We start from the raw sequence: 16224 nt of genomic DNA, 5'->3' as shown, positions 1-16224 counted from the left end.
CTTTCTTATTTACGGTAATTAATCACGGTAGGCGCTGAAGTGCTCGCGGCACGCCAGCAGCTGCTCTCTGGTCAACATAAATACCCCGTCGCCGCCGAACTCAAACTCCAGCCAGGTGAACGGAATATCCGGATAGGCCTCATCCAGATGCACCATGCTGTTGCCCACTTCGCAAATCAGCACGCCGTCGTCGCTTAAGAAGTCCGGCGCGCAGGCCAGAATGCGCTTAACCAGATCGAGCCCATCGTGCCCGGCCGCAAGCCCGAGTTCGGGCTCATGATGATACTCCGACGGCATGTCGGCCATATCTTCGGCGTCCACATAGGGCGGGTTAGTCACGATAAGATCGTAGATCATCGACGGCATGTCGCGAAACAGGTCCGAACGCATCGGCGTGACCTGATGCTCCATGCGGTGAGACTGAATATTATATTCGGTGACTTCCAGCGCGTCGGCGGAGATGTCCACCGCGTCCACCTCTGCTTCAGGGAAAGCGTAAGCGCAGGCAATGGCGATACAGCCGCTGCCGGTACACATGTCCAGAATGGCGCGAGGTTCGTGGGGCAGCAGCGACGTAAAGCGCTGCTCGATAAGCTCGCCGATGGGAGAACGGGGAATAAGAACGCGTTCGTCAACGTAAAACTCGTGCCCGGCAAACCAGGCGCTGTTGGTCAGGTAGGCCACCGGCTGGCGATCTTCGACGCGACGCACTACCCTCTCTACAATCAGCTGGCGCTCGCTTTTCGTGAGGCGAGACAGGTAGACTTCAGGCGGAGAATTCGGCGGCAAAAAGAGCGTAGGCAGCACGAGCTGTACGGCTTCATCCCAAGGGTTGTTAGCACCGTGGCCGTAATACACGCTGGCCTCGCTAAAGCGGCTGACCGACCAGCGCAGCATGTCCTGAACGGTACGCAGCTCGCTAACCGCTTCATCTATAACAATCTTGTCCAATTACCCCTCCGACGGGAAATCTGGCTGGAAATAGCCGAACAGTTTGCCACGAAACGCGCGACAAATCAGCTTCCATCCTTTATTCTTATAGAAAAATTTCCCTTATATTTCGGGCGCCCTGCGCCGATATTTCCGTTTAATTTACGCTAGCGCTATTTTGTGACAAAAAAGAAATTTACGCTCACCGATGAAGAGAGCGCCCAGTTTAAAGACGCCGTTCAGGGCGCGAAGCCTTTGCGACAAACGACCAAGGTGCATAGACCCATGCGTAAGGCAAAGGCCGTTTCACCAGAACGCCTGATGCAGGAACAGGTCGACGCATCGTTTTACTTTTCCGACGAATTTCAGCCGCTGCTGAATGAAGACGGCGCGATGCGCTACGTGCGTTCCGACGTCGACCACTACGAGCTGAAAAAGCTGAGGCGAGGAGACTATACGCCTGAACTGTTTCTCGACCTGCACGGCCTGACGCAGGCGCAGGCCAAGCAGGAGCTGGGGGCGCTGCTTGCCGCCTGTCGGCGGGAACACGTCCACTGCGCCTGCGTGATGCACGGCCACGGCAAGCACGTATTGAAAAAACAGACTCCACTGTGGCTGGCGCAGCATCCCGACGTACGGGCGTTTCATCAAGCACCGAAAGAGTTCGGCGGCGATGCGGCCATTTTGGTGTTGATTGAAAGGGAAGAGTAATGCAGTAACGTCATCTACCAAGGAGGATAAGGCTTATGAAAACCGCGCACCGGGTTTTATGCTATGTGCCGTTGTTTATGCTTATTATGCCGCTCGTTTCCCTTATTTTTATTACCGCTCTTAGCGCGTCCAATACCAACGATCCCTTCGCGTTTATTACAAGATTTTTGTCTCAGGGCCAGTTTGAGTTTTTCCTGATGACTTATGCATTCGGCGTACCGGCTTCTTTTGCTGCAGGAACTATTGCGGCGGTGTTTCGCTCACGGATTTTAAGCAACCTGATGATGATTGCCGTAAGCTGCACCGTTTTGCTGCTTCAGCTTATCATTCTCAACCCAACCTACGTGCCGGAAAACTTTCTCCTGCACTGCTTTCTGACAATTCTGTTCTCTTCACTCATCACCCGGATTATTGTGCGTCAGGTTCTGTTCCGGGTTGCGCGCTGATCGTATTTCTTTCCGGCGATAAGGTAAAAGCAGCGTTACCTTATCGCTTACTTCATCTTCGGCTCACAGAGCCGCGGTAGCCTGTAAAAAAACGGAACGACTTCAACGATAGAATGGAAATATGCGTTACTCCCTATATCATACTTTCTGGTTTACGCTATTAAACCCCGCCGTCACTCTTTTGCTTTTCATGCCGTTTACCCCGTGGAACACGGAACCATTTCTCCAGTCGCTGGCAAAAAGTTATTACGCTTTCAGTATGCCAGCGTTAATAGTGGGAATAGGCTCAGCCTGTTTATCGGTAAAATATTCGAGCTTTCCCTTACGCCGCCTGGCGTCTACTTCCGCATGGGGTGGATTAGTCGCATTTTTTTATTTTTTACTGCGTGTAATGCTTTCATTTACAAGTTCAGACCATTACACAAAAGAGTATGATATTTCCCATGTCAGCCAATTAATCTGCGGCCTTTGCGTAGCCGCTGGCGCAATCGGTCTATTTTCTACCCTATTGATAGCTCTGATTGCGCCCTATTTCCCCGTAGGGAAAAAGAACCGGCCTCAACGACAAACATAATATATCGCCCACTTCATTATCTGTTCACAAAGCCGCATTAACGTGTAAAAAATGGAACGCTCTTACAGGACAAACGGAATATTATGCCAACGCTACGCAGTATGCTGCATCACGCCTTCTGGTTTATGCTTTTAGGCCCCCTGATAACTGCGCTTCCCCTTTTACTTTTAGCCGGTCGCCTCCCACCAAGGGACATGTTCACCATCATTTATTGCCTTGGCGCGATCCCCGCCTTGGTTACGGGAGTTGGCACCTCATTTCTTCCCAAACGATGTTATCAACCTGCTGTATGCCGTATCGCTTTTTCAGCAACGTTTGGCGCCTGTTCGGCATTTATCCTTCTTATCGTGCTATTCGGCATATCGGACGTTTTAAGTGGATTTTCTCGGTCCCCTCTCACAGGGATCATGATGTGCGCCAAGCTGGGAGCATTCCCCGCCGCGCTGCTCTCGCTTGTTATTACTCGCCTGCCCGGTTATTCAGAAAGGGAAAAACGATGACTTTCCGCTACTGTCCTCTGAGCCATGTTTTTGGGTTTACGCTATTTATTTTCGTTATCATCACTTTACTGGCCGTAATATCAACGCTGGTTGATATCGATGAGCTTGCGAAGCTCTATTATATTCTCAGCGTTCCGACGATAATCACAGGAATATGCTCGGCCTGTTTATCAGTAAAATACGCTAATACCCCTTTTCGCCGTCTAGCCACGACATCCATATTGGGTGGATTAATCGTATTTATCTATGTATTAGTATGTTCGACATTTGTATTTACCAGCTCAAGCTATCATCCGGAAGAGTGTGGTATTTCGGGATACAGCCAATTCATCGAAGACCTCACCATCAGCGCGACGCTTGGTGGAATCGGCATGCTTCTGACCTTATTGGCGGCCCTGATTGCGCCCTTTTTCCCCGGTGGGAAAAAGGGCCGACTTCAGCGACAGACATAATTTATCACCAGCTTCATCTTCGGCTCACAGAGCCGCGGTAGCCTATAAAAATAAACGCAACGGTATTCACAGGATAAATAGAAAAACCATGCCAACGCCGCGTCACGTACTGCTTAATGCATTCTGGTTCACTGCCATTGGCCCGCTGTTCGGGCTTGTCGCCTGCATCATCATATTAGAAACGATAGGCAAAACGCCATTTAACGCAATTGGAATACTTATTGAAGAACCGCTTCTTACGATCCTGTTCACCTATATATTCGGTGGCCCTGCTGCCCTGTTAACCGGAATTTTCGCCAGCTTCATCAGCCGTCGCGCCTATCGCCATTACGTCATCATCGCGTTTGGTGCGCTCATATCACTGCCTCTGCCGCTCTTTTTCGGCATGACAACGTTAGCTGGAGATAGGCCTCTAACCTTCTTTCTCTATGCGTTCTCTGGCGCCTTTGCCTCTGCTGGCGCATTGCTGACGTTGATGCATTTACCTTTTCAAACGCAATCCAGAAACGGCTACAGCGTAGCTGATACAGGAGAAGCTCGATGACGCTCGCCTACCGCGCCCTGTGCCACGCCTTCTGGTTTTCGCTGATAGGGCCAATCATTGGCTTCCTATACATTGCTTTTGGCGTAATGCTGCCCGGCAGCGAAGACAAAGCCACAACGGTTTCATTCTTCCCCATTCTGTTTTTTATCAGCTATGCGTTCGGTGTACTTCCCGCGCTGTTTACGGGCATCGGCGCAGCCTGCCTTCCCGCTAGGCATTACGGTTCAAGGCTTCGCCGAACGGCGTTTTGCGCACTATTGGGCGCGATGCTGGCGCTCCTCTTTTTCACCGTCGTGTTCGGCGTTCAGGACGTGCTTATCGGTACGGATCGGCCAGGCTCCCTGTTCCATCGCTTTGCGCTTTACGTTGCGCCGGGAATGCTGTCGGGCGCCGTCATGGCGCTCATCACGCCTAAGGGATTCTATTTTGCCGACAGGCCTTAGGCTGTACTTTTCTCTAAATCGCGCTATGATACGCGCGGCTTAGGCCTCTCTGTATTACCGCGGCTGCTGAACCCGGTAAATTCATTCAGAGAGAACATTATGGACAATAACCGCACGCGGGCCTGGCGGCTCGCACAGAAAAGTCGCAATCGCTCACGCGACAGTCACCCACCCCGCAGCGACTTTCCTAAAGAAAAGCGCTGGAAGCTGATGTATATCCGCTCAAAGAAGCTTGCCAGAGCGGCTCAACTGGGGATGGACTATCCGAGAGTGCGAAGCGGACAGCTCGCCCGCCGCGCGATGGAAGAATATAAGTAATACACAAAATCATTCAAGGTGCGTCGAGGCGGCAAGTGAGGGAATCCCTAGGAGCGTACAAAAGTACGTGACTAGGGTGAGCGAACGCAGCCAACGAAGAGGCAGCTTGAAGGATGAAGTGTATGAATGTTTTATTTATCTGTAGCCGTAACCAATGGCGCAGCCCAACGGCCGAGCAGGTTTGGCGTAAACATCCGGGGCTTTCCGTGCGTTCCGCCGGCACCAGCCGCAACGCCAGAAAGCCCTTAACGCCGGAAATGTTGCAATGGGCCGACGTCATCTGCGTGATGGAGCAAAAGCACAAAAGCCGCATTGTCGCGGACTATCGCCGACTGGTGGAGCATAAGCCGATTCACGTGCTGGATATTCCCGACGACTATCAGTACATGGACTCCGAGCTGGTGGCTTTGCTTGAAGAAGTTGTCGCTCACAGGCTGGGGCTATAGGCAAAAAGAAATGAGAAAAAAGAGATGCTTAACGCATCTCTTTTTTATTGCCTCAGGCTATATCCCTGGCGCCATCATCCACTCAAACCGCCCTCTCGCAGTTTGGGCATCCAGCTCAACGCAGGCAACCGCAGAGGTTGGAAACATCGGCGAAGCGCTCCCTTGACTAAGCTCGGAAACCAGATAGCTTACCAGCGGCAGGTGGGAAACAATCAATACGGAACCGATGCCCTGCTGTGCCAGCACCGTAAGGTAGTCAGCGCACGGCGCGGGGGAGCCGCCGGGGATCAGCGCGGGAAACGTCTCAATACAAACGGCAGAAGGCAGCGGGAATTCGCGGCGCACGACCTCCAGCGTCTGCTGGGCGCGAACGTAGGGGCTAACCAGAACAAATTCAATGCCGTTTGACTGCTCGCGCAGTCGACGCGTCATGTCCGCCGTTTGTTCAACGCCTCGCTCGGTCAGGCGACGGGCAGGATCGCTGTCTGCATGGAAGCTGGCCTCGCCGTGACGCATAATAAACACCCGCATGGTTTCCCTCCTGGCAAAAAAGTAACGCCGGAAAAACCGGCGTTGCTGTAAGTCACATTTGTAAAAATCTTACTTAGAAAAACTAACGCAGCCCGAGCTGGAAAATCAGCGTTTCAGCCTGGCAGCAGAACGTAAAGTCAGCGGTAAGCTCAACGCCGCCGTTAACGTCAACAATGCTGCTCTTAATATCGCAAGGCTCGGACTCAGTGGCGCGCGCTTTTTCCGTCAACATGTTCAGCATCTTTTCCGCTTCAGCGCGGGACGCAAACTCGCTTTTATAGGACGCCGTCAGGTCGGTATTGTCCATCACTGTCCCTACGTCAACGCAGCAGCAGGCGGCAGTTTCCTGAGCATTGCACTTTAATGAATCTGACATCTCTTTTCTCCTCTATGTAAGGCGGAACAATCTCCGCTTTACGGCTAAGCTGTTATGAGATCTGGCTCAAAAATCGATGATTTTCTTTATACTACGCCTTCCTCTCACGCGATGCATGAATTTTACCATTTATCCCCGCTTAACGGCTACCGCCTCCCCTTCGCTTAATAAACGAAAGTCATTTATTTTATTGATTTATATTGATTTTAGTTAACAACCAGGTGCGTTACATAAAGCGACCATCGGCCTGTTGATAAAAAGCGTTCTCTACTTCAGCGGTTACCACATCAAAATCTCCGCTAAAAACACGCTTTTTAGTCAACTGGTCTAATCTGTCAGCCCTTTAATCCTCCCTAAAATGCGCGCTTCGATTATTACAATTCGTAATAATTCTTATGATTCGTTGAGATTTTGTATGTTTCTAAAAAAGAATTTGAAGAAGTCTATTCTGGCGATTGCCGTCGCCAGCCTTTCGAGCAATTTGTACGCATCCGGTTTTCAGCTGCAAGAATCCTCCGCTTCCGGCCTGGGCCGCGCCTTTTCCGGCGAAGGAGCCATTGCCGATAACGCCTCTTCAGGCAACCGTAACCCGGCCTCGATGACAATGTTCGATCGCGCAACCTTTTCCGGCGGCGCCATCTACGTTCAGCCAGAGGTAGAAATCACCGGCACGTCGCCTCAGGGCAACGACATGCACGCCAACGATATCACGCCTAACGAATGGGTTCCTAACCTGCACTTCGTTCTCCCCATTAATGAAAAATGGGCGCTGGGCGCTTTCGCCACCAGCAACTACGGGTTATCAACCCATTTTAACGACGAATACGCCGCAGGCCCTCTGGCGGGCACAACCAAGCTGCAAACGGGCAACTTCAACCTGAGCACGGCCTACCGCGTCAACGAACACTTCAGCCTCGGCCTTGGCGCTAACGCCGTTTACGCCAAGGCGAAAATCAGACGCTATGCGGGCGAAAGCGCCAGCGGCGCCATGCAGCCAAACTCAACCGTCGCCTACCTGCACGGTGACGAATGGGGCTATGGCTGGAACGCCGGCATGCTGTATGAAATCGATAAAGACAACCGTATCGGCCTAAGCTACCGCTCGAAGATCGATATCGATTTTAAAGGTACGTACAAAAGCGATCTGAACAGCCGCCTCAACGGCTATCAGCCCATCACCGGCCTGCCCTGGGGCACCGACGGCTCCTCTCGTTCCGGCAAGCTGACGCTGACTCTGCCTGAGATTTGGGAGCTGTCCGGCTACCACAAAGTCGCGCCGAAGTGGGCGATGCACTACACCCTAAGCTACACCAGCTGGAGCGAGTTCGAAGAGCTTAAGGCCAAAGACAGCGACGGCAACGTTCTGTTCCAAAAGCATGAAGGCTTCAGGGACGCCTACCGCATGGCGCTGGGAACCACCTATTACCACGACGAAACCTGGACCTGGCGCGCAGGCATCGCCTTTGACGACAGCGCGGTTCCCGCTAGCAACCGCTCTATTTCAATTCCCGATCAGGATCGCCTGTGGCTAAGTATGGGAACGACCTATAACTTCACGCCGGATGCATCGGTCGACGTTGGCGTCTCCTACATGCACGGCCAAAAGGTCAAAATCAGCGAGAAGCAAAACAACTCGGCAAACAGCCCGGTGTATCACTTCGAATCTGAAGGCAAAGCTTGGCTTTATGGCGTTAACCTGAACTATACGTTCTAAGCCGCTTTCTGTGCTGATGATGCAAAAAACCCGTCTTTCGACGGGTTTTTTATTGAATTTACGTTACTCTGAGTCGATGTCGTCCAACTGATCCTTAAGCGCTTCGGCGTTCGGATTGTTTTCCTCATCAATCTTGCCGCCGTTAGCCAAGAAGTCATGACGCTGGAAGTAGGCTTCACGCACGAAGATATATGGATCCGGCGAGTTGGCCAGCATCTGATCCTGATCGAGCAGCTGAGCGCGGCTTTCAATGCCTTCTACCGTCCACTTGCCGACCGATCCCCAGAAGGTGAGCCAGCTTAACACCGGATAGGCATAGTCTACATAGCCGCCGCCTTCGTCGCGCACGGTCGCAGAACCGTAAGCGGGCAGAACAGCGTATGGCCCGTAGGGCACGTTATAGTGGCCAAGCACCTGGCCGAACTCTTTATTGTAATCCTTCTTCAGCTTGTCGTTAGACATGCCCGCCACGTCCATAAAGCCGCCCATCCCCAACAGGGTGTTGACGAAGAAGCGGTTGAAATGGCGGAAACCGTCGTAAATGTTTCCCTGAAGAAAGTTGTTAACCATCGAGGCAGGTTCACCCAAGTTGCTGGTGAAATTGCTCAATCCGCTGCGCGCCGGCTGCGGCATATAGTCGCGCCAAACGACGGCGACAGGACGCACGACGTACGGATCCATATAGTTGTAGTTAAAGTTGAACATGGTGCGGTTAAAACCCTCTAGCGGGTCTGGCCGCGTACCGTCTTCGTTCAGGCTGCCGCTGTTAACGCAGCCCGTCAGCATCGCTGCAGCAAATACACAACTGACCAATCGGCTTTTCATTTTCTTCTCCCTCAAATGCTGGCCTTGATAGCCACAGCGCTTACTGTTCAATTCGCTCAATCGTAACGTCCACGCTCTCTTTGCCGGTGAACGAATAAACGCGACTCTCTCCAATCATCCGCCGTTTATCCGCCTCATCACCGCTGGTAACGGTAGCTATTATCTTTACCTGTTTCAGGCCGGAAAGCAAACGGGAGGGCATCATCGCGTTACTGTCGTCCAGCTCGACCTTAAGCGGAAACGTTCCTAACTGTAACTGCTTTACGGCTACCGGAACGGTGGACTTACCGTCGGTCACCGCAATCAGCACGCCGCCCTGAGCCGGCAGCTGGGCCGCTACGTCAGGCGAAACGGAAATCGTCACGCCCAGGTGAACGCCGTTGGACGTTACCTGTGACTTGGCGTAGGCCAGACTTTGCCTGATAACGTCAGCGCCTTTGGCGTCCGGCGGCATCAGGGTCAAAACCTTTTCCCAAGCGGCGATAGCTTCGTTAAAGTTCCCTTGCCCAAAGGCGTTCATCGCCAGCGCGGAAAGCGCATCCACGTTATCCGGCTCAGACTTGAGCAGCGTTTTCAGAATGCGGCTTGCCTGAGCTACGTCTTCCGGGTTGTTGGAGCGCGTTAGCAGCTTAGCGTAAATAATCTGGATATAGCCGTCGTTTGGCGACAGTTCATACGCTTTTTCATAAGACTGTAGCGCCATTTCGCCGTTGCCCAAGCGCAGCCCGGCCAAACCAAGCATAGTCCAATCGCGAACGTTTGTCGGATCGGTCAGCAGGCTGGTGCGCAGCCCCAGTGCAAATCGGGCAATCTCCTCGGGTTCGTTCAGTTGTCCGGCATCGGCCTTCTGCCGCAGTTCGGGCATGTTTTTTACTACCTGCCGCCACTGGGAAACCTGAGTCATCCCACCGGTATACACGTATAATCCAACGGACACGGCCACAAGCAGCAATACGCCCGGCAGCAAAACCGTCAGGCTAAAGGGGGCGCGCTTACGCGTACCGGCTCGAGCGGGAATGTCTTCCAACAGGTTATGCTGTAGCTCCGCTACCATGGCGTCTCTTTCACCGACGACGCCCAATGCCTCGTCGTCCTCAAGCTCGTTTAAGCGCTGCTGATAGTAGGCCTTATTTAGCGCATCTCTGTCTGCATCTGCCTTTTCATTTGGACCTTTAAGCGTCGGCAAGATAAACAGCGCCGTCGCCGCAATCAGCAGCAGGGCAGCGATAAGCCAAAATATCATCATGATGCTTTACCGCCCTTTGCGCCCTTATCTTCATTTAACAGGCGCTGAAGCCTACGCTGTTCTTCTACCGACAGCGCTGCGCCACCGGCAGCCGCCGACGTTCTTCGCCGACGGGACAGCATCACAATAGCAACAATGCCAAATACGACGCACAAAGCGGGAACTATCCACAGAATGAGGGTTGCAGCCGTCACCGGGGGTTCGTAGGTCACAAAATGGCCGTAGCGATCGACCATGTAGTCAACGATCTCCTGTCTGGACTGCCCCTGCTCCATCAGCTCAAACACTTTATTGCGCATATCGGTTGCGATCGGCGCGTTGGAGTCGGCGATGCTGTTGTTTTGGCATTTAGGACAGCGCAGCTGGCCGGTAAGCTCGCGAAACTGCTGCTCTTCTTCTACGGACTTGAAGTTATAGGTATCTATCGCCGCGTGAACGCTAAACGCCATAAGCAGCGTAAACAGCATGGCTGAAAGTGACTTCATCATTGGGAAACCTCCCCCTGATATTTAAGCCATAGAGGCTTAATTTCTTCGTTCCAAACCTTATCGTTTAAATCACCGGCGTGGCGATAGCGGATAATCCCCTTTCCATCGATAAGAAAGGTTTCCGGCGCGCCATAGACGCCGAGATCCAGCCCCAGCATGCCGTTGTTGTCATACAGGCTAAGGGAGTAAGGATTTCCCAAGTCTTGCAGCCACTTGATGGCCTTTCCCCGCTCATCCTTGTAGTTCAGACCTACTACGCGAATGCCTTCCGCCGACAGGCGGTTTAAGAACCGATGTTCGGCATAGCAGGTCGGGCACCAGGTCGCCCAGACGTTAAGCAGCAGCGGTTTGCCGTCGTTTAGCGCCTCCTGCTCGTACACCTTACCGGGTATATCCAGCGACTCCAGCTTAAACTTTGGCACCGGCTTACCGATAAGCGCGGACTCAAGGGAAGTTGGGTCATCGCCCTCGGCGTTGCGCTGCAGCTGCACCATAAAGGCAATCACCATGCCTAAGAAAACGACTAATGGAATAAACAGCAGTTTCTTGTTCACACTGTTTCCTCGCGTGTTGGATGTTTCTTCATACGATAGCGCGGATCGAGAATGCACAGCAGGCCGCCAAAGGCCATAAACAGGCCGCCAAACCAGATCCAGCGAACAAACGGTTTATAGTAGATACGTACCGCCCAGGCGCCGTCTTCCAACTGTTCGCCCAGCGCGGCGTAAAGGTCGCGGGTAATGCCGCCGTCAATCGCGGCTTCGGTCATCATGCTGCCTGCAACCTTATAGTAGCGCTTCTCTGCGTGCAGCGTGGCTTCCGGCTTGCCGTTACGCGTGATTTCCAGCTCGCCCGCCCCGCCCGTATAGTTGGGCCCTTGAATTTCGCGTACGTCGCGGAAGGTGAAGGTATAGTCGCGGATCGCTACGCTGTCGCCATCCTTCAGCCGAACGTCTCGTTCGATGCTGTAGTTCTGACTAAAGGCAATGCCAAACACGGTGATTGCAACCCCAAGGTGGGCTAACGCCATACCCCAGTGGCTGCGGGGAAGCTGAGCCAATCCCTTAAAGAAGCCGTGGCGGTAGGTCGCTCGCTCATGCAGCTCCATCAGCGTCAGCACGATGACCCAAACGGCCATCATCAGGCCCAGCACCGTCATGGCGATAATATTATCCTGCAGCCACCAAGGCAGAATAAACGAAGCGGCGAGCGTAACCACCAGAGCGACCGCCAAGCGCTTGAACAGCTTGGAAGGCTCGTCGCGACGCCAGCGCACCAGCGGCGCCACGCCCAGCAGCAATGAGAACGGCACCATCAGCCAGATGAACATCGTGTCAAAGAACGGCGCGCCAACGGAAATAGAGCCAAGCCCCAGCTGCTTATGCACTAAAGGCAGCAGCGTTCCCAACAGAACCACCATCATGGCGGCCATCAGCAAGATATTGTTGCCTAACAAAAAGGATTCGCGTGAAAAGAACTCATGATGAGCCCGCGTTTTTCTCACTCGACTGCCGTTAATCGCATACAGCAGCAGCGAGCCGCCGATCACCACGATTAAAAACGCCAGAATGAACATGCCGCGTGCGGGGTCTGAGGCGAACGAGTGGACGGAAACCAGAATGCCGGAACGAACCAGGAACGTGCCCAGCAGGCACAGCGAGAACGACACAATCGCCATCAGCACCGTCCAGGCTTTGAACGAACCTCGCTTCTCGGTCACCGCCAACGAGTGCAGCAGCGCAGTGCCGGTGATCCAGGGCATCAACGAGGCGTTTTCTACCGGATCCCAGAACCACCAGCCGCCCCACCCCAGTTCGTAATAGGCCCAGTAGGAGCCCAGCGCAATACCCAGAGTAAGGAAAACCCACGCGGCGGTCGTCCACGGGCGAGACCATCGCGCCCAGGCGGTATCGAGCTTACCGGCCATCAAAGAAGAAATAGCGAAAGCGAACGCAACGGAGAAACCCACGTAGCCCATATAAAGCAGCGGCGGATGGAAAATCAGCCCGACGTCCTGCAGCAGCGGGTTCAGGTCGCGACCGTCAATAGGGATCATCGGCAGCGCGCGCAGGAAAGGGTTAGAGGTCAAAATGACGAACAGCAAAAAACCGACGTTTATCATGCCAAGCACGGACAGCACGCGTGCGACGGCGTCCATCGGCATTTTCTGGCTAAACGCCGCGACCGCGCCGGTCCAGAGAGACAGCAGCACAATCCACAGCAGCAGAGAACCTTCATGCGAGCCCCAAACCGCCGCCATGCGGAAGTAGACGGGAAGCAGGCTGTTAGAGTTGGCCGCAACGTAAATAACGCTAAAGTCGTTGACGATAAACGCATAAACCAGGCTGCCAAAGGCCAGCAGCGTTGCCGCCAGCAGGCCGTAAGCCAGAGGGCGAGCTACCGCCATCATCCGCATGTCCTGTCGATAGGCGCCGAGCAGCGGATATATGCTCAACAGCAGCGCCAGTCCCGTCGCCAGCGCGAGGGAAAAAGTGCCGAGTTCAGGGATCATTGCTTTTTCCCCTGCATCTCGGCCTCTTTTTTATAGCTTTCAGCCGGACGGTGGTGGTTATCCTTCATCGCCTCTTCAACTTCCGGCGGCATATAGTTTTCGTCGTGCTTAGCTAACACTTCCTTGGCGGTAATCACGTCGTCTTCACCGTATACGCCCTGCGCAACGACGCTCTGATCTTCGCGGAAAAGGTCAGGCAAAATGCCGTCGTAGCGAACGTCGATCGCCGCGCGCGCGTCGTAAACCTTAAAGGTCACCTTTAAAGACGTAGGGTCACGCACAACGGAACCGGGCATCACCATGCCGCCGATGCGCAGCCGCTGCCCCGGCTCTGGCTTAATCTTGTCCTCGCCCTTGCCGTAAACCACCTCGCCCGGCGTATAGAACAGGTCGATGTTGGAGCGCAATGCGTACAGTACGAGCGAAATCGTGACGGCCATGCCGATAAGAATGGCGATCGCCAAAAACATTCTATTCTTGCGACGTGGATTCATAGGACGGCCTCCTGTTCCCGTTTTGCGTTCTCAATGCGCGCCTCGCGCGATTTCCGGCGTTGGATTTCGTTTAGCAGCTTTTTACGCTGCCAGCGCGTGTGCCACACTAAAATAAGCAGAGGCAAAATCGTGGCCGATACCGCCAGCCAAACGTACAGGCCATAGCCACCCATCGCGAAAAATTCCTGCCATGAAGAAAATGCCGGTGTCATTAGCGCGCCCCCTTGGTGACTAGCGACTCAACCCAGGGCTTCTGGCGGTCGTGGCTTAAAATCAAGTTACGCATGCGCATCAGCGTCAGCGTAATAAAGAAGAAAAGGTAGCCGAAAATGGCCAGGCGCAGCGGCGCTCGCATGCTTGGGTCGATAGACTGCTGCATATTGGTCGAGCCTTGGTGCAGCGTGTTCCACCACTCAACCGAGAAATGAATTATCGGCAGGTTAACAACGCCCACCAACACCAGAATGCCCGCAGCGCGCCCGGCAAGACGGCGGTCTTCAAACGCGTTATACAGCGCGATAACGCCGAGATAGAGAAACAGCAGCACCAGCTCAGAAGTTAAACGCGCGTCCCACACCCACCAGGTTCCCCACATGGGCTTACCCCACGCGGACCCCGTCGCCAGAGCAATGAAGGTAAAGACGGCCCCTACGGGCGCCATCGCTGAGGCTACCATGTCGGCTGACTTCATCTGCCAAACCAGTCCGATAAAGGCGGCGATCGCCATCGAACCGTAGATCCCCATCGACCAGATGGCCGCAGGAACGTGGATATAGATAATCCGGAAGCTGTCGCCCTGCTGGTAATCCGCCGGGGCAAAGCCAAATCCCCAGGTCCAGCCGCCTAACAAGAGAACCGTACCGGCAATGGCCGTCCACGGAATGAACCTCCCGCACAGACGATACATCGTCTCGGGTTTAGCGAGGGAATGTAGCCATTTCCACATAGTCGTTACGCTCACATTTAAAATAAAAAATCGCTACGCTGCCGTTACTGTACGCTCACTCTCAGCGCTGCGGCGGCGGCAAACGGCGCCAGCGTCGCAGTCCCTGCAAGGATAGCGCCTAAAATCGCCAGATATCCACCGATAGGCAGCAGCATTGACGCCGCATCGATCGCCGACGTGGCGAAAATCAAAACCGGGATATACAGAGGCAACACCAATAAACTCAGCAGGACGCCGCCCTTACGCAGCCCCACCGTTAACGAAACGCCGATGGCGCCAATAAAGCTCAGCGTCGGCGTTCCTAAAAGCAGCGTTAGCGCAACGGCGCGCCAGGTAGAAAAATCGAAAGAAAGCAGCAGCGCTACCAGCGGCGACAGAATCAAAAGCGGCAGGCCGGTCAGCAGCCAGTGCGCGCAGACCTTCGCCAGAATGGTCACCGGCAGCGGAACGGGCAGCAGCATGAGTTGTTCAAGCGAGCCGTCAAGAAAATCGTCGCGCAGCAGGCGCTCAAGAGATAAGAGAGAAGACAGCAGCGCCGCCACCCAAACGACGCCCGGCGCGATGCGCGACAGAAGCTGAGGTTCGGGGCCAATGCTTAGAGGAAACAGCGTGACGACAATCAGGAAAAACCACAGCGGGTTGACGATCTCCGCCCCTTTGCGAAAGGCGATTTTCAGCTCACGGTGAAGGATGGAAATAAACATTAGCGCCACACCCCGCCGTCAAGCTTGATTTTGCGGATAGGGCAGCGCGCGCTAATCATATCCTGATGGGTCGTCAATATCACAATGCCGCCGCTTTGAGCGTGCTCTTCAAACAGACGAGTCAGGTGCTCAACGCCCTGCTTGTCTATCGCCGTCAAAGGCTCATCTAAAATCCACAGCGGCGCGCTGCTTAACCACAGCCTGGCCAACGCCACTCGACGGTGCTGTCCGGCCGAAAGCTGCGCTACGGGCACGTCCTCATAGCCAACCAGCCCAACCTTCGCCAGCGCGTCCCAAATGGCGCTATCGTCGGCTTTACCAGACGCTTTCTGAAAGAAGGAGAGGTTTTCATAAGGAGTAAGCACGGCCTTTACGCCAGGGTGATGGCCGATATAGAGGAGGTCGCTATGGTAGCCGTCGCGAGAGCGGCGGGTTTCTTCCCCTTTCCAGAGGATTTTACCGCCGTCGCTGCTGGCAAGCCCGGCTAAAATACGCAGCAGGCTGGTTTTACCCGCACCGTTGGGCCCTTCAACCTGAACTAGCTCACCGGGATGTATGACAAAACCAAGCTCGGTGAACAGAGCTCTTTCATCTCGGATACAGTTTAGTCCTTGTACTTCCAGCATTGCTTACATTACACGTTGTCGATGAAAAATTGCCGTTATCATAACATAGCCTTGTCTGGGCTCGTAGCGTACACCCCGTGCCAAAAGTACCTATTTATGAGTAAAATAGGGTGTCAGATCAAAGCCTATGGGAGAAAGTCTGCAGAATGTGAAGCCTATCAAAAAACCGCCTTTTACCCGCAGACAGGCGATAAGTTAGACAAACGAACACTGAACTGCTGAAACGAATAGAAAAAGCGGATATAATGCCAGCCTGCTTTTGAGTCCCCGTAGTTAAATGGATATAACTAAAAAACAAAATATTCCATTTAAAATCAAAAAAATGAAATTTAAAAACCAAGATTAAAGTACACCAATATGTACACAACTCAAAGCTTTGCCTAATCCACAATGCACCA

General features: G+C 53.6%; 21 protein-coding genes. 8 read left to right on the top strand and 13 right to left on the bottom strand.

The window, feature by feature from the left end; translation table 11 throughout:
- Positions 1-18 precede the first annotated feature (18 nt).
- Positions 19-951, bottom strand: coding sequence for a 50S ribosomal protein L3 N(5)-glutamine methyltransferase (gene prmB, locus V8L73_RS06295; RefSeq protein ID WP_347254407.1), 933 nt, complete (start codon positions 949-951; stop codon positions 19-21).
- Between the two features lie 159 nt (positions 952-1110).
- Between prmB and smrB the strand changes: the two genes are divergently transcribed.
- The 7 genes from smrB (at position 1111) to V8L73_RS06260 (ending at position 5364) form a co-directional block, all read left to right on the top strand.
- Positions 1111-1641, top strand: coding sequence for an endonuclease SmrB (gene smrB / locus V8L73_RS06290; protein WP_347254406.1), 531 nt, complete (start codon positions 1111-1113; stop codon positions 1639-1641).
- A 35-nt stretch (positions 1642-1676) separates the two neighbouring features.
- Positions 1677-2087 carry a hypothetical protein gene (locus V8L73_RS06285; protein ID WP_347254405.1) on the top strand — a complete coding sequence of 137 codons (411 nt, stop codon included), beginning with the start codon at positions 1677-1679 and terminating at the stop codon, positions 2085-2087.
- A gap of 1070 nt (positions 2088-3157) precedes the next feature.
- Positions 3158-3613 carry a hypothetical protein gene (locus V8L73_RS06280; protein ID WP_347254404.1) on the top strand — a complete coding sequence of 152 codons (456 nt, stop codon included), beginning with the start codon at positions 3158-3160 and terminating at the stop codon, positions 3611-3613.
- A gap of 88 nt (positions 3614-3701) precedes the next feature.
- Positions 3702-4157 (top strand): hypothetical protein, encoded by a 456-nt coding sequence (locus tag V8L73_RS06275; RefSeq protein ID WP_347254403.1) that lies wholly within the window; start codon positions 3702-3704, stop codon positions 4155-4157.
- Positions 4154-4600, top strand: coding sequence for a hypothetical protein (locus V8L73_RS06270; protein WP_347254402.1), 447 nt, complete (start codon positions 4154-4156; stop codon positions 4598-4600). Before V8L73_RS06275 ends, V8L73_RS06270 begins: the two co-directional genes overlap by 4 nt.
- Positions 4601-4699: 99 nt before the next feature.
- Positions 4700-4918 carry a hypothetical protein gene (locus V8L73_RS06265; RefSeq protein WP_027275191.1) on the top strand — a complete coding sequence of 73 codons (219 nt, stop codon included), beginning with the start codon at positions 4700-4702 and terminating at the stop codon, positions 4916-4918.
- A 122-nt stretch (positions 4919-5040) separates the two neighbouring features.
- Positions 5041-5364, top strand: a complete 324-nt coding sequence (locus tag V8L73_RS06260; protein WP_347254401.1) for a phosphotyrosine protein phosphatase — start codon at positions 5041-5043, stop codon at positions 5362-5364.
- Positions 5365-5421: 57 nt separating this feature from the next.
- Here the strand turns inward: V8L73_RS06260 and sixA are convergent, their stop codons facing one another.
- Positions 5422-5895, bottom strand: a complete 474-nt coding sequence (gene sixA / locus V8L73_RS06255; protein ID WP_347254400.1) for a phosphohistidine phosphatase SixA — start codon at positions 5893-5895, stop codon at positions 5422-5424.
- An 82-nt stretch (positions 5896-5977) separates the two neighbouring features.
- Positions 5978-6271, bottom strand: coding sequence for a YfcZ/YiiS family protein (locus tag V8L73_RS06250; protein WP_027275188.1), 294 nt, complete (start codon positions 6269-6271; stop codon positions 5978-5980).
- Positions 6272-6686: 415 nt separating this feature from the next.
- Here V8L73_RS06250 and fadL point away from each other — a divergent pair, with 415 nt between their 5' ends.
- Positions 6687-7985, top strand: coding sequence for a long-chain fatty acid transporter FadL (gene fadL, locus V8L73_RS06245; protein ID WP_347254399.1), 1299 nt, complete (start codon positions 6687-6689; stop codon positions 7983-7985).
- A 63-nt stretch (positions 7986-8048) separates the two neighbouring features.
- Here fadL and mlaA read toward each other — a convergent pair whose 3' ends face one another.
- The 10 genes from mlaA to ccmA are packed head-to-tail and all read right to left on the bottom strand — an operon-like array spanning position 8049 to position 15826.
- A complete protein-coding gene (mlaA, locus tag V8L73_RS06240) occupies positions 8049-8810 on the bottom strand; it encodes a phospholipid-binding lipoprotein MlaA (RefSeq protein WP_027275186.1) in 762 nt (253 codons plus the stop codon).
- 40 nt (positions 8811-8850) lie between these two features.
- Positions 8851-10056: a c-type cytochrome biogenesis protein CcmI gene (ccmI, locus tag V8L73_RS06235; RefSeq protein ID WP_245614563.1), complete on the bottom strand. Its 1206-nt coding sequence runs from the start codon at positions 10054-10056 to the stop codon at positions 8851-8853.
- Positions 10053-10541 carry a cytochrome c-type biogenesis protein gene (locus V8L73_RS06230; protein ID WP_027275184.1) on the bottom strand — a complete coding sequence of 163 codons (489 nt, stop codon included), beginning with the start codon at positions 10539-10541 and terminating at the stop codon, positions 10053-10055. The genes ccmI and V8L73_RS06230 overlap by 4 nt, the downstream gene beginning before the upstream one ends.
- On the bottom strand, positions 10541-11098 hold the full coding sequence (locus tag V8L73_RS06225) for a DsbE family thiol:disulfide interchange protein (RefSeq protein WP_027275183.1): 558 nt from the start codon (positions 11096-11098) through the stop codon (positions 10541-10543). The genes V8L73_RS06230 and V8L73_RS06225 overlap by 1 nt, the downstream gene beginning before the upstream one ends.
- Positions 11095-13056: a heme lyase CcmF/NrfE family subunit gene (locus V8L73_RS06220; protein ID WP_347254398.1), complete on the bottom strand. Its 1962-nt coding sequence runs from the start codon at positions 13054-13056 to the stop codon at positions 11095-11097. Before V8L73_RS06220 ends, V8L73_RS06225 begins: the two co-directional genes overlap by 4 nt.
- Positions 13053-13550: a cytochrome c maturation protein CcmE gene (gene ccmE / locus V8L73_RS06215; protein ID WP_027275181.1), complete on the bottom strand. Its 498-nt coding sequence runs from the start codon at positions 13548-13550 to the stop codon at positions 13053-13055. Before ccmE ends, V8L73_RS06220 begins: the two co-directional genes overlap by 4 nt.
- Positions 13547-13762, bottom strand: a complete 216-nt coding sequence (gene ccmD, locus V8L73_RS06210) for a heme exporter protein CcmD (protein ID WP_027275180.1) — start codon at positions 13760-13762, stop codon at positions 13547-13549. The genes ccmE and ccmD overlap by 4 nt, the downstream gene beginning before the upstream one ends.
- Positions 13762-14496, bottom strand: coding sequence for a heme ABC transporter permease (locus V8L73_RS06205; RefSeq protein WP_027275179.1), 735 nt, complete (start codon positions 14494-14496; stop codon positions 13762-13764). The genes ccmD and V8L73_RS06205 overlap by 1 nt, the downstream gene beginning before the upstream one ends.
- 44 nt (positions 14497-14540) lie before the next feature.
- Positions 14541-15200, bottom strand: a complete 660-nt coding sequence (ccmB, locus tag V8L73_RS06200) for a heme exporter protein CcmB (RefSeq protein ID WP_027275178.1) — start codon at positions 15198-15200, stop codon at positions 14541-14543.
- Positions 15200-15826, bottom strand: a complete 627-nt coding sequence (ccmA, locus tag V8L73_RS06195) for a cytochrome c biogenesis heme-transporting ATPase CcmA (protein ID WP_261831458.1) — start codon at positions 15824-15826, stop codon at positions 15200-15202. The genes ccmB and ccmA overlap by 1 nt, the downstream gene beginning before the upstream one ends.
- Between the last annotated feature and the right edge of the window lie 398 nt (positions 15827-16224).

The sequence above is a fragment of the Leminorella grimontii genome, assembly GCF_039789245.1.
In the GTDB taxonomy this organism is placed as follows: domain Bacteria; phylum Pseudomonadota; class Gammaproteobacteria; order Enterobacterales; family Enterobacteriaceae; genus Leminorella; species Leminorella grimontii.
This window is presented reverse-complemented; position numbering and strand designations above follow the sequence as displayed.

Bases quoted from the DNA above. Each gene is read 5' to 3' on its own strand.
- V8L73_RS06285 (WP_347254405.1), top strand. From the start codon at position 1,677: ATGAAAACCGCGCACCGGGTTTTATGCTATGTGCCGTTGTTTATGCTT.
- V8L73_RS06280 (WP_347254404.1), top strand. From the start codon at position 3,158: ATGACTTTCCGCTACTGTCCTCTGAGCCATGTTTTTGGGTTTACGCTA.
- V8L73_RS06275 (WP_347254403.1), top strand. From the start codon at position 3,702: ATGCCAACGCCGCGTCACGTACTGCTTAATGCATTCTGGTTCACTGCC.
- V8L73_RS06270 (WP_347254402.1), top strand. From the start codon at position 4,154: ATGACGCTCGCCTACCGCGCCCTGTGCCACGCCTTCTGGTTTTCGCTG.
- V8L73_RS06265 (WP_027275191.1), top strand. From the start codon at position 4,700: ATGGACAATAACCGCACGCGGGCCTGGCGGCTCGCACAGAAAAGTCGC.
- V8L73_RS06260 (WP_347254401.1), top strand. From the start codon at position 5,041: ATGAATGTTTTATTTATCTGTAGCCGTAACCAATGGCGCAGCCCAACG.
- sixA (WP_347254400.1), bottom strand. From the start codon at position 5,895: ATGCGGGTGTTTATTATGCGTCACGGCGAGGCCAGCTTCCATGCAGAC.
- V8L73_RS06250 (WP_027275188.1), bottom strand. From the start codon at position 6,271: ATGTCAGATTCATTAAAGTGCAATGCTCAGGAAACTGCCGCCTGCTGC.
- fadL (WP_347254399.1), top strand. From the start codon at position 6,687: ATGTTTCTAAAAAAGAATTTGAAGAAGTCTATTCTGGCGATTGCCGTC.
- mlaA (WP_027275186.1), bottom strand. From the start codon at position 8,810: ATGAAAAGCCGATTGGTCAGTTGTGTATTTGCTGCAGCGATGCTGACG.
- ccmI (WP_245614563.1), bottom strand. From the start codon at position 10,056: ATGATGATATTTTGGCTTATCGCTGCCCTGCTGCTGATTGCGGCGACG.
- V8L73_RS06230 (WP_027275184.1), bottom strand. From the start codon at position 10,541: ATGAAGTCACTTTCAGCCATGCTGTTTACGCTGCTTATGGCGTTTAGC.
- V8L73_RS06220 (WP_347254398.1), bottom strand. From the start codon at position 13,056: ATGATCCCTGAACTCGGCACTTTTTCCCTCGCGCTGGCGACGGGACTG.
- ccmE (WP_027275181.1), bottom strand. From the start codon at position 13,550: ATGAATCCACGTCGCAAGAATAGAATGTTTTTGGCGATCGCCATTCTT.
- ccmD (WP_027275180.1), bottom strand. From the start codon at position 13,762: ATGACACCGGCATTTTCTTCATGGCAGGAATTTTTCGCGATGGGTGGC.
- V8L73_RS06205 (WP_027275179.1), bottom strand. From the start codon at position 14,496: ATGTGGAAATGGCTACATTCCCTCGCTAAACCCGAGACGATGTATCGT.
- ccmB (WP_027275178.1), bottom strand. From the start codon at position 15,200: ATGTTTATTTCCATCCTTCACCGTGAGCTGAAAATCGCCTTTCGCAAA.
- ccmA (WP_261831458.1), bottom strand. From the start codon at position 15,826: ATGCTGGAAGTACAAGGACTAAACTGTATCCGAGATGAAAGAGCTCTG.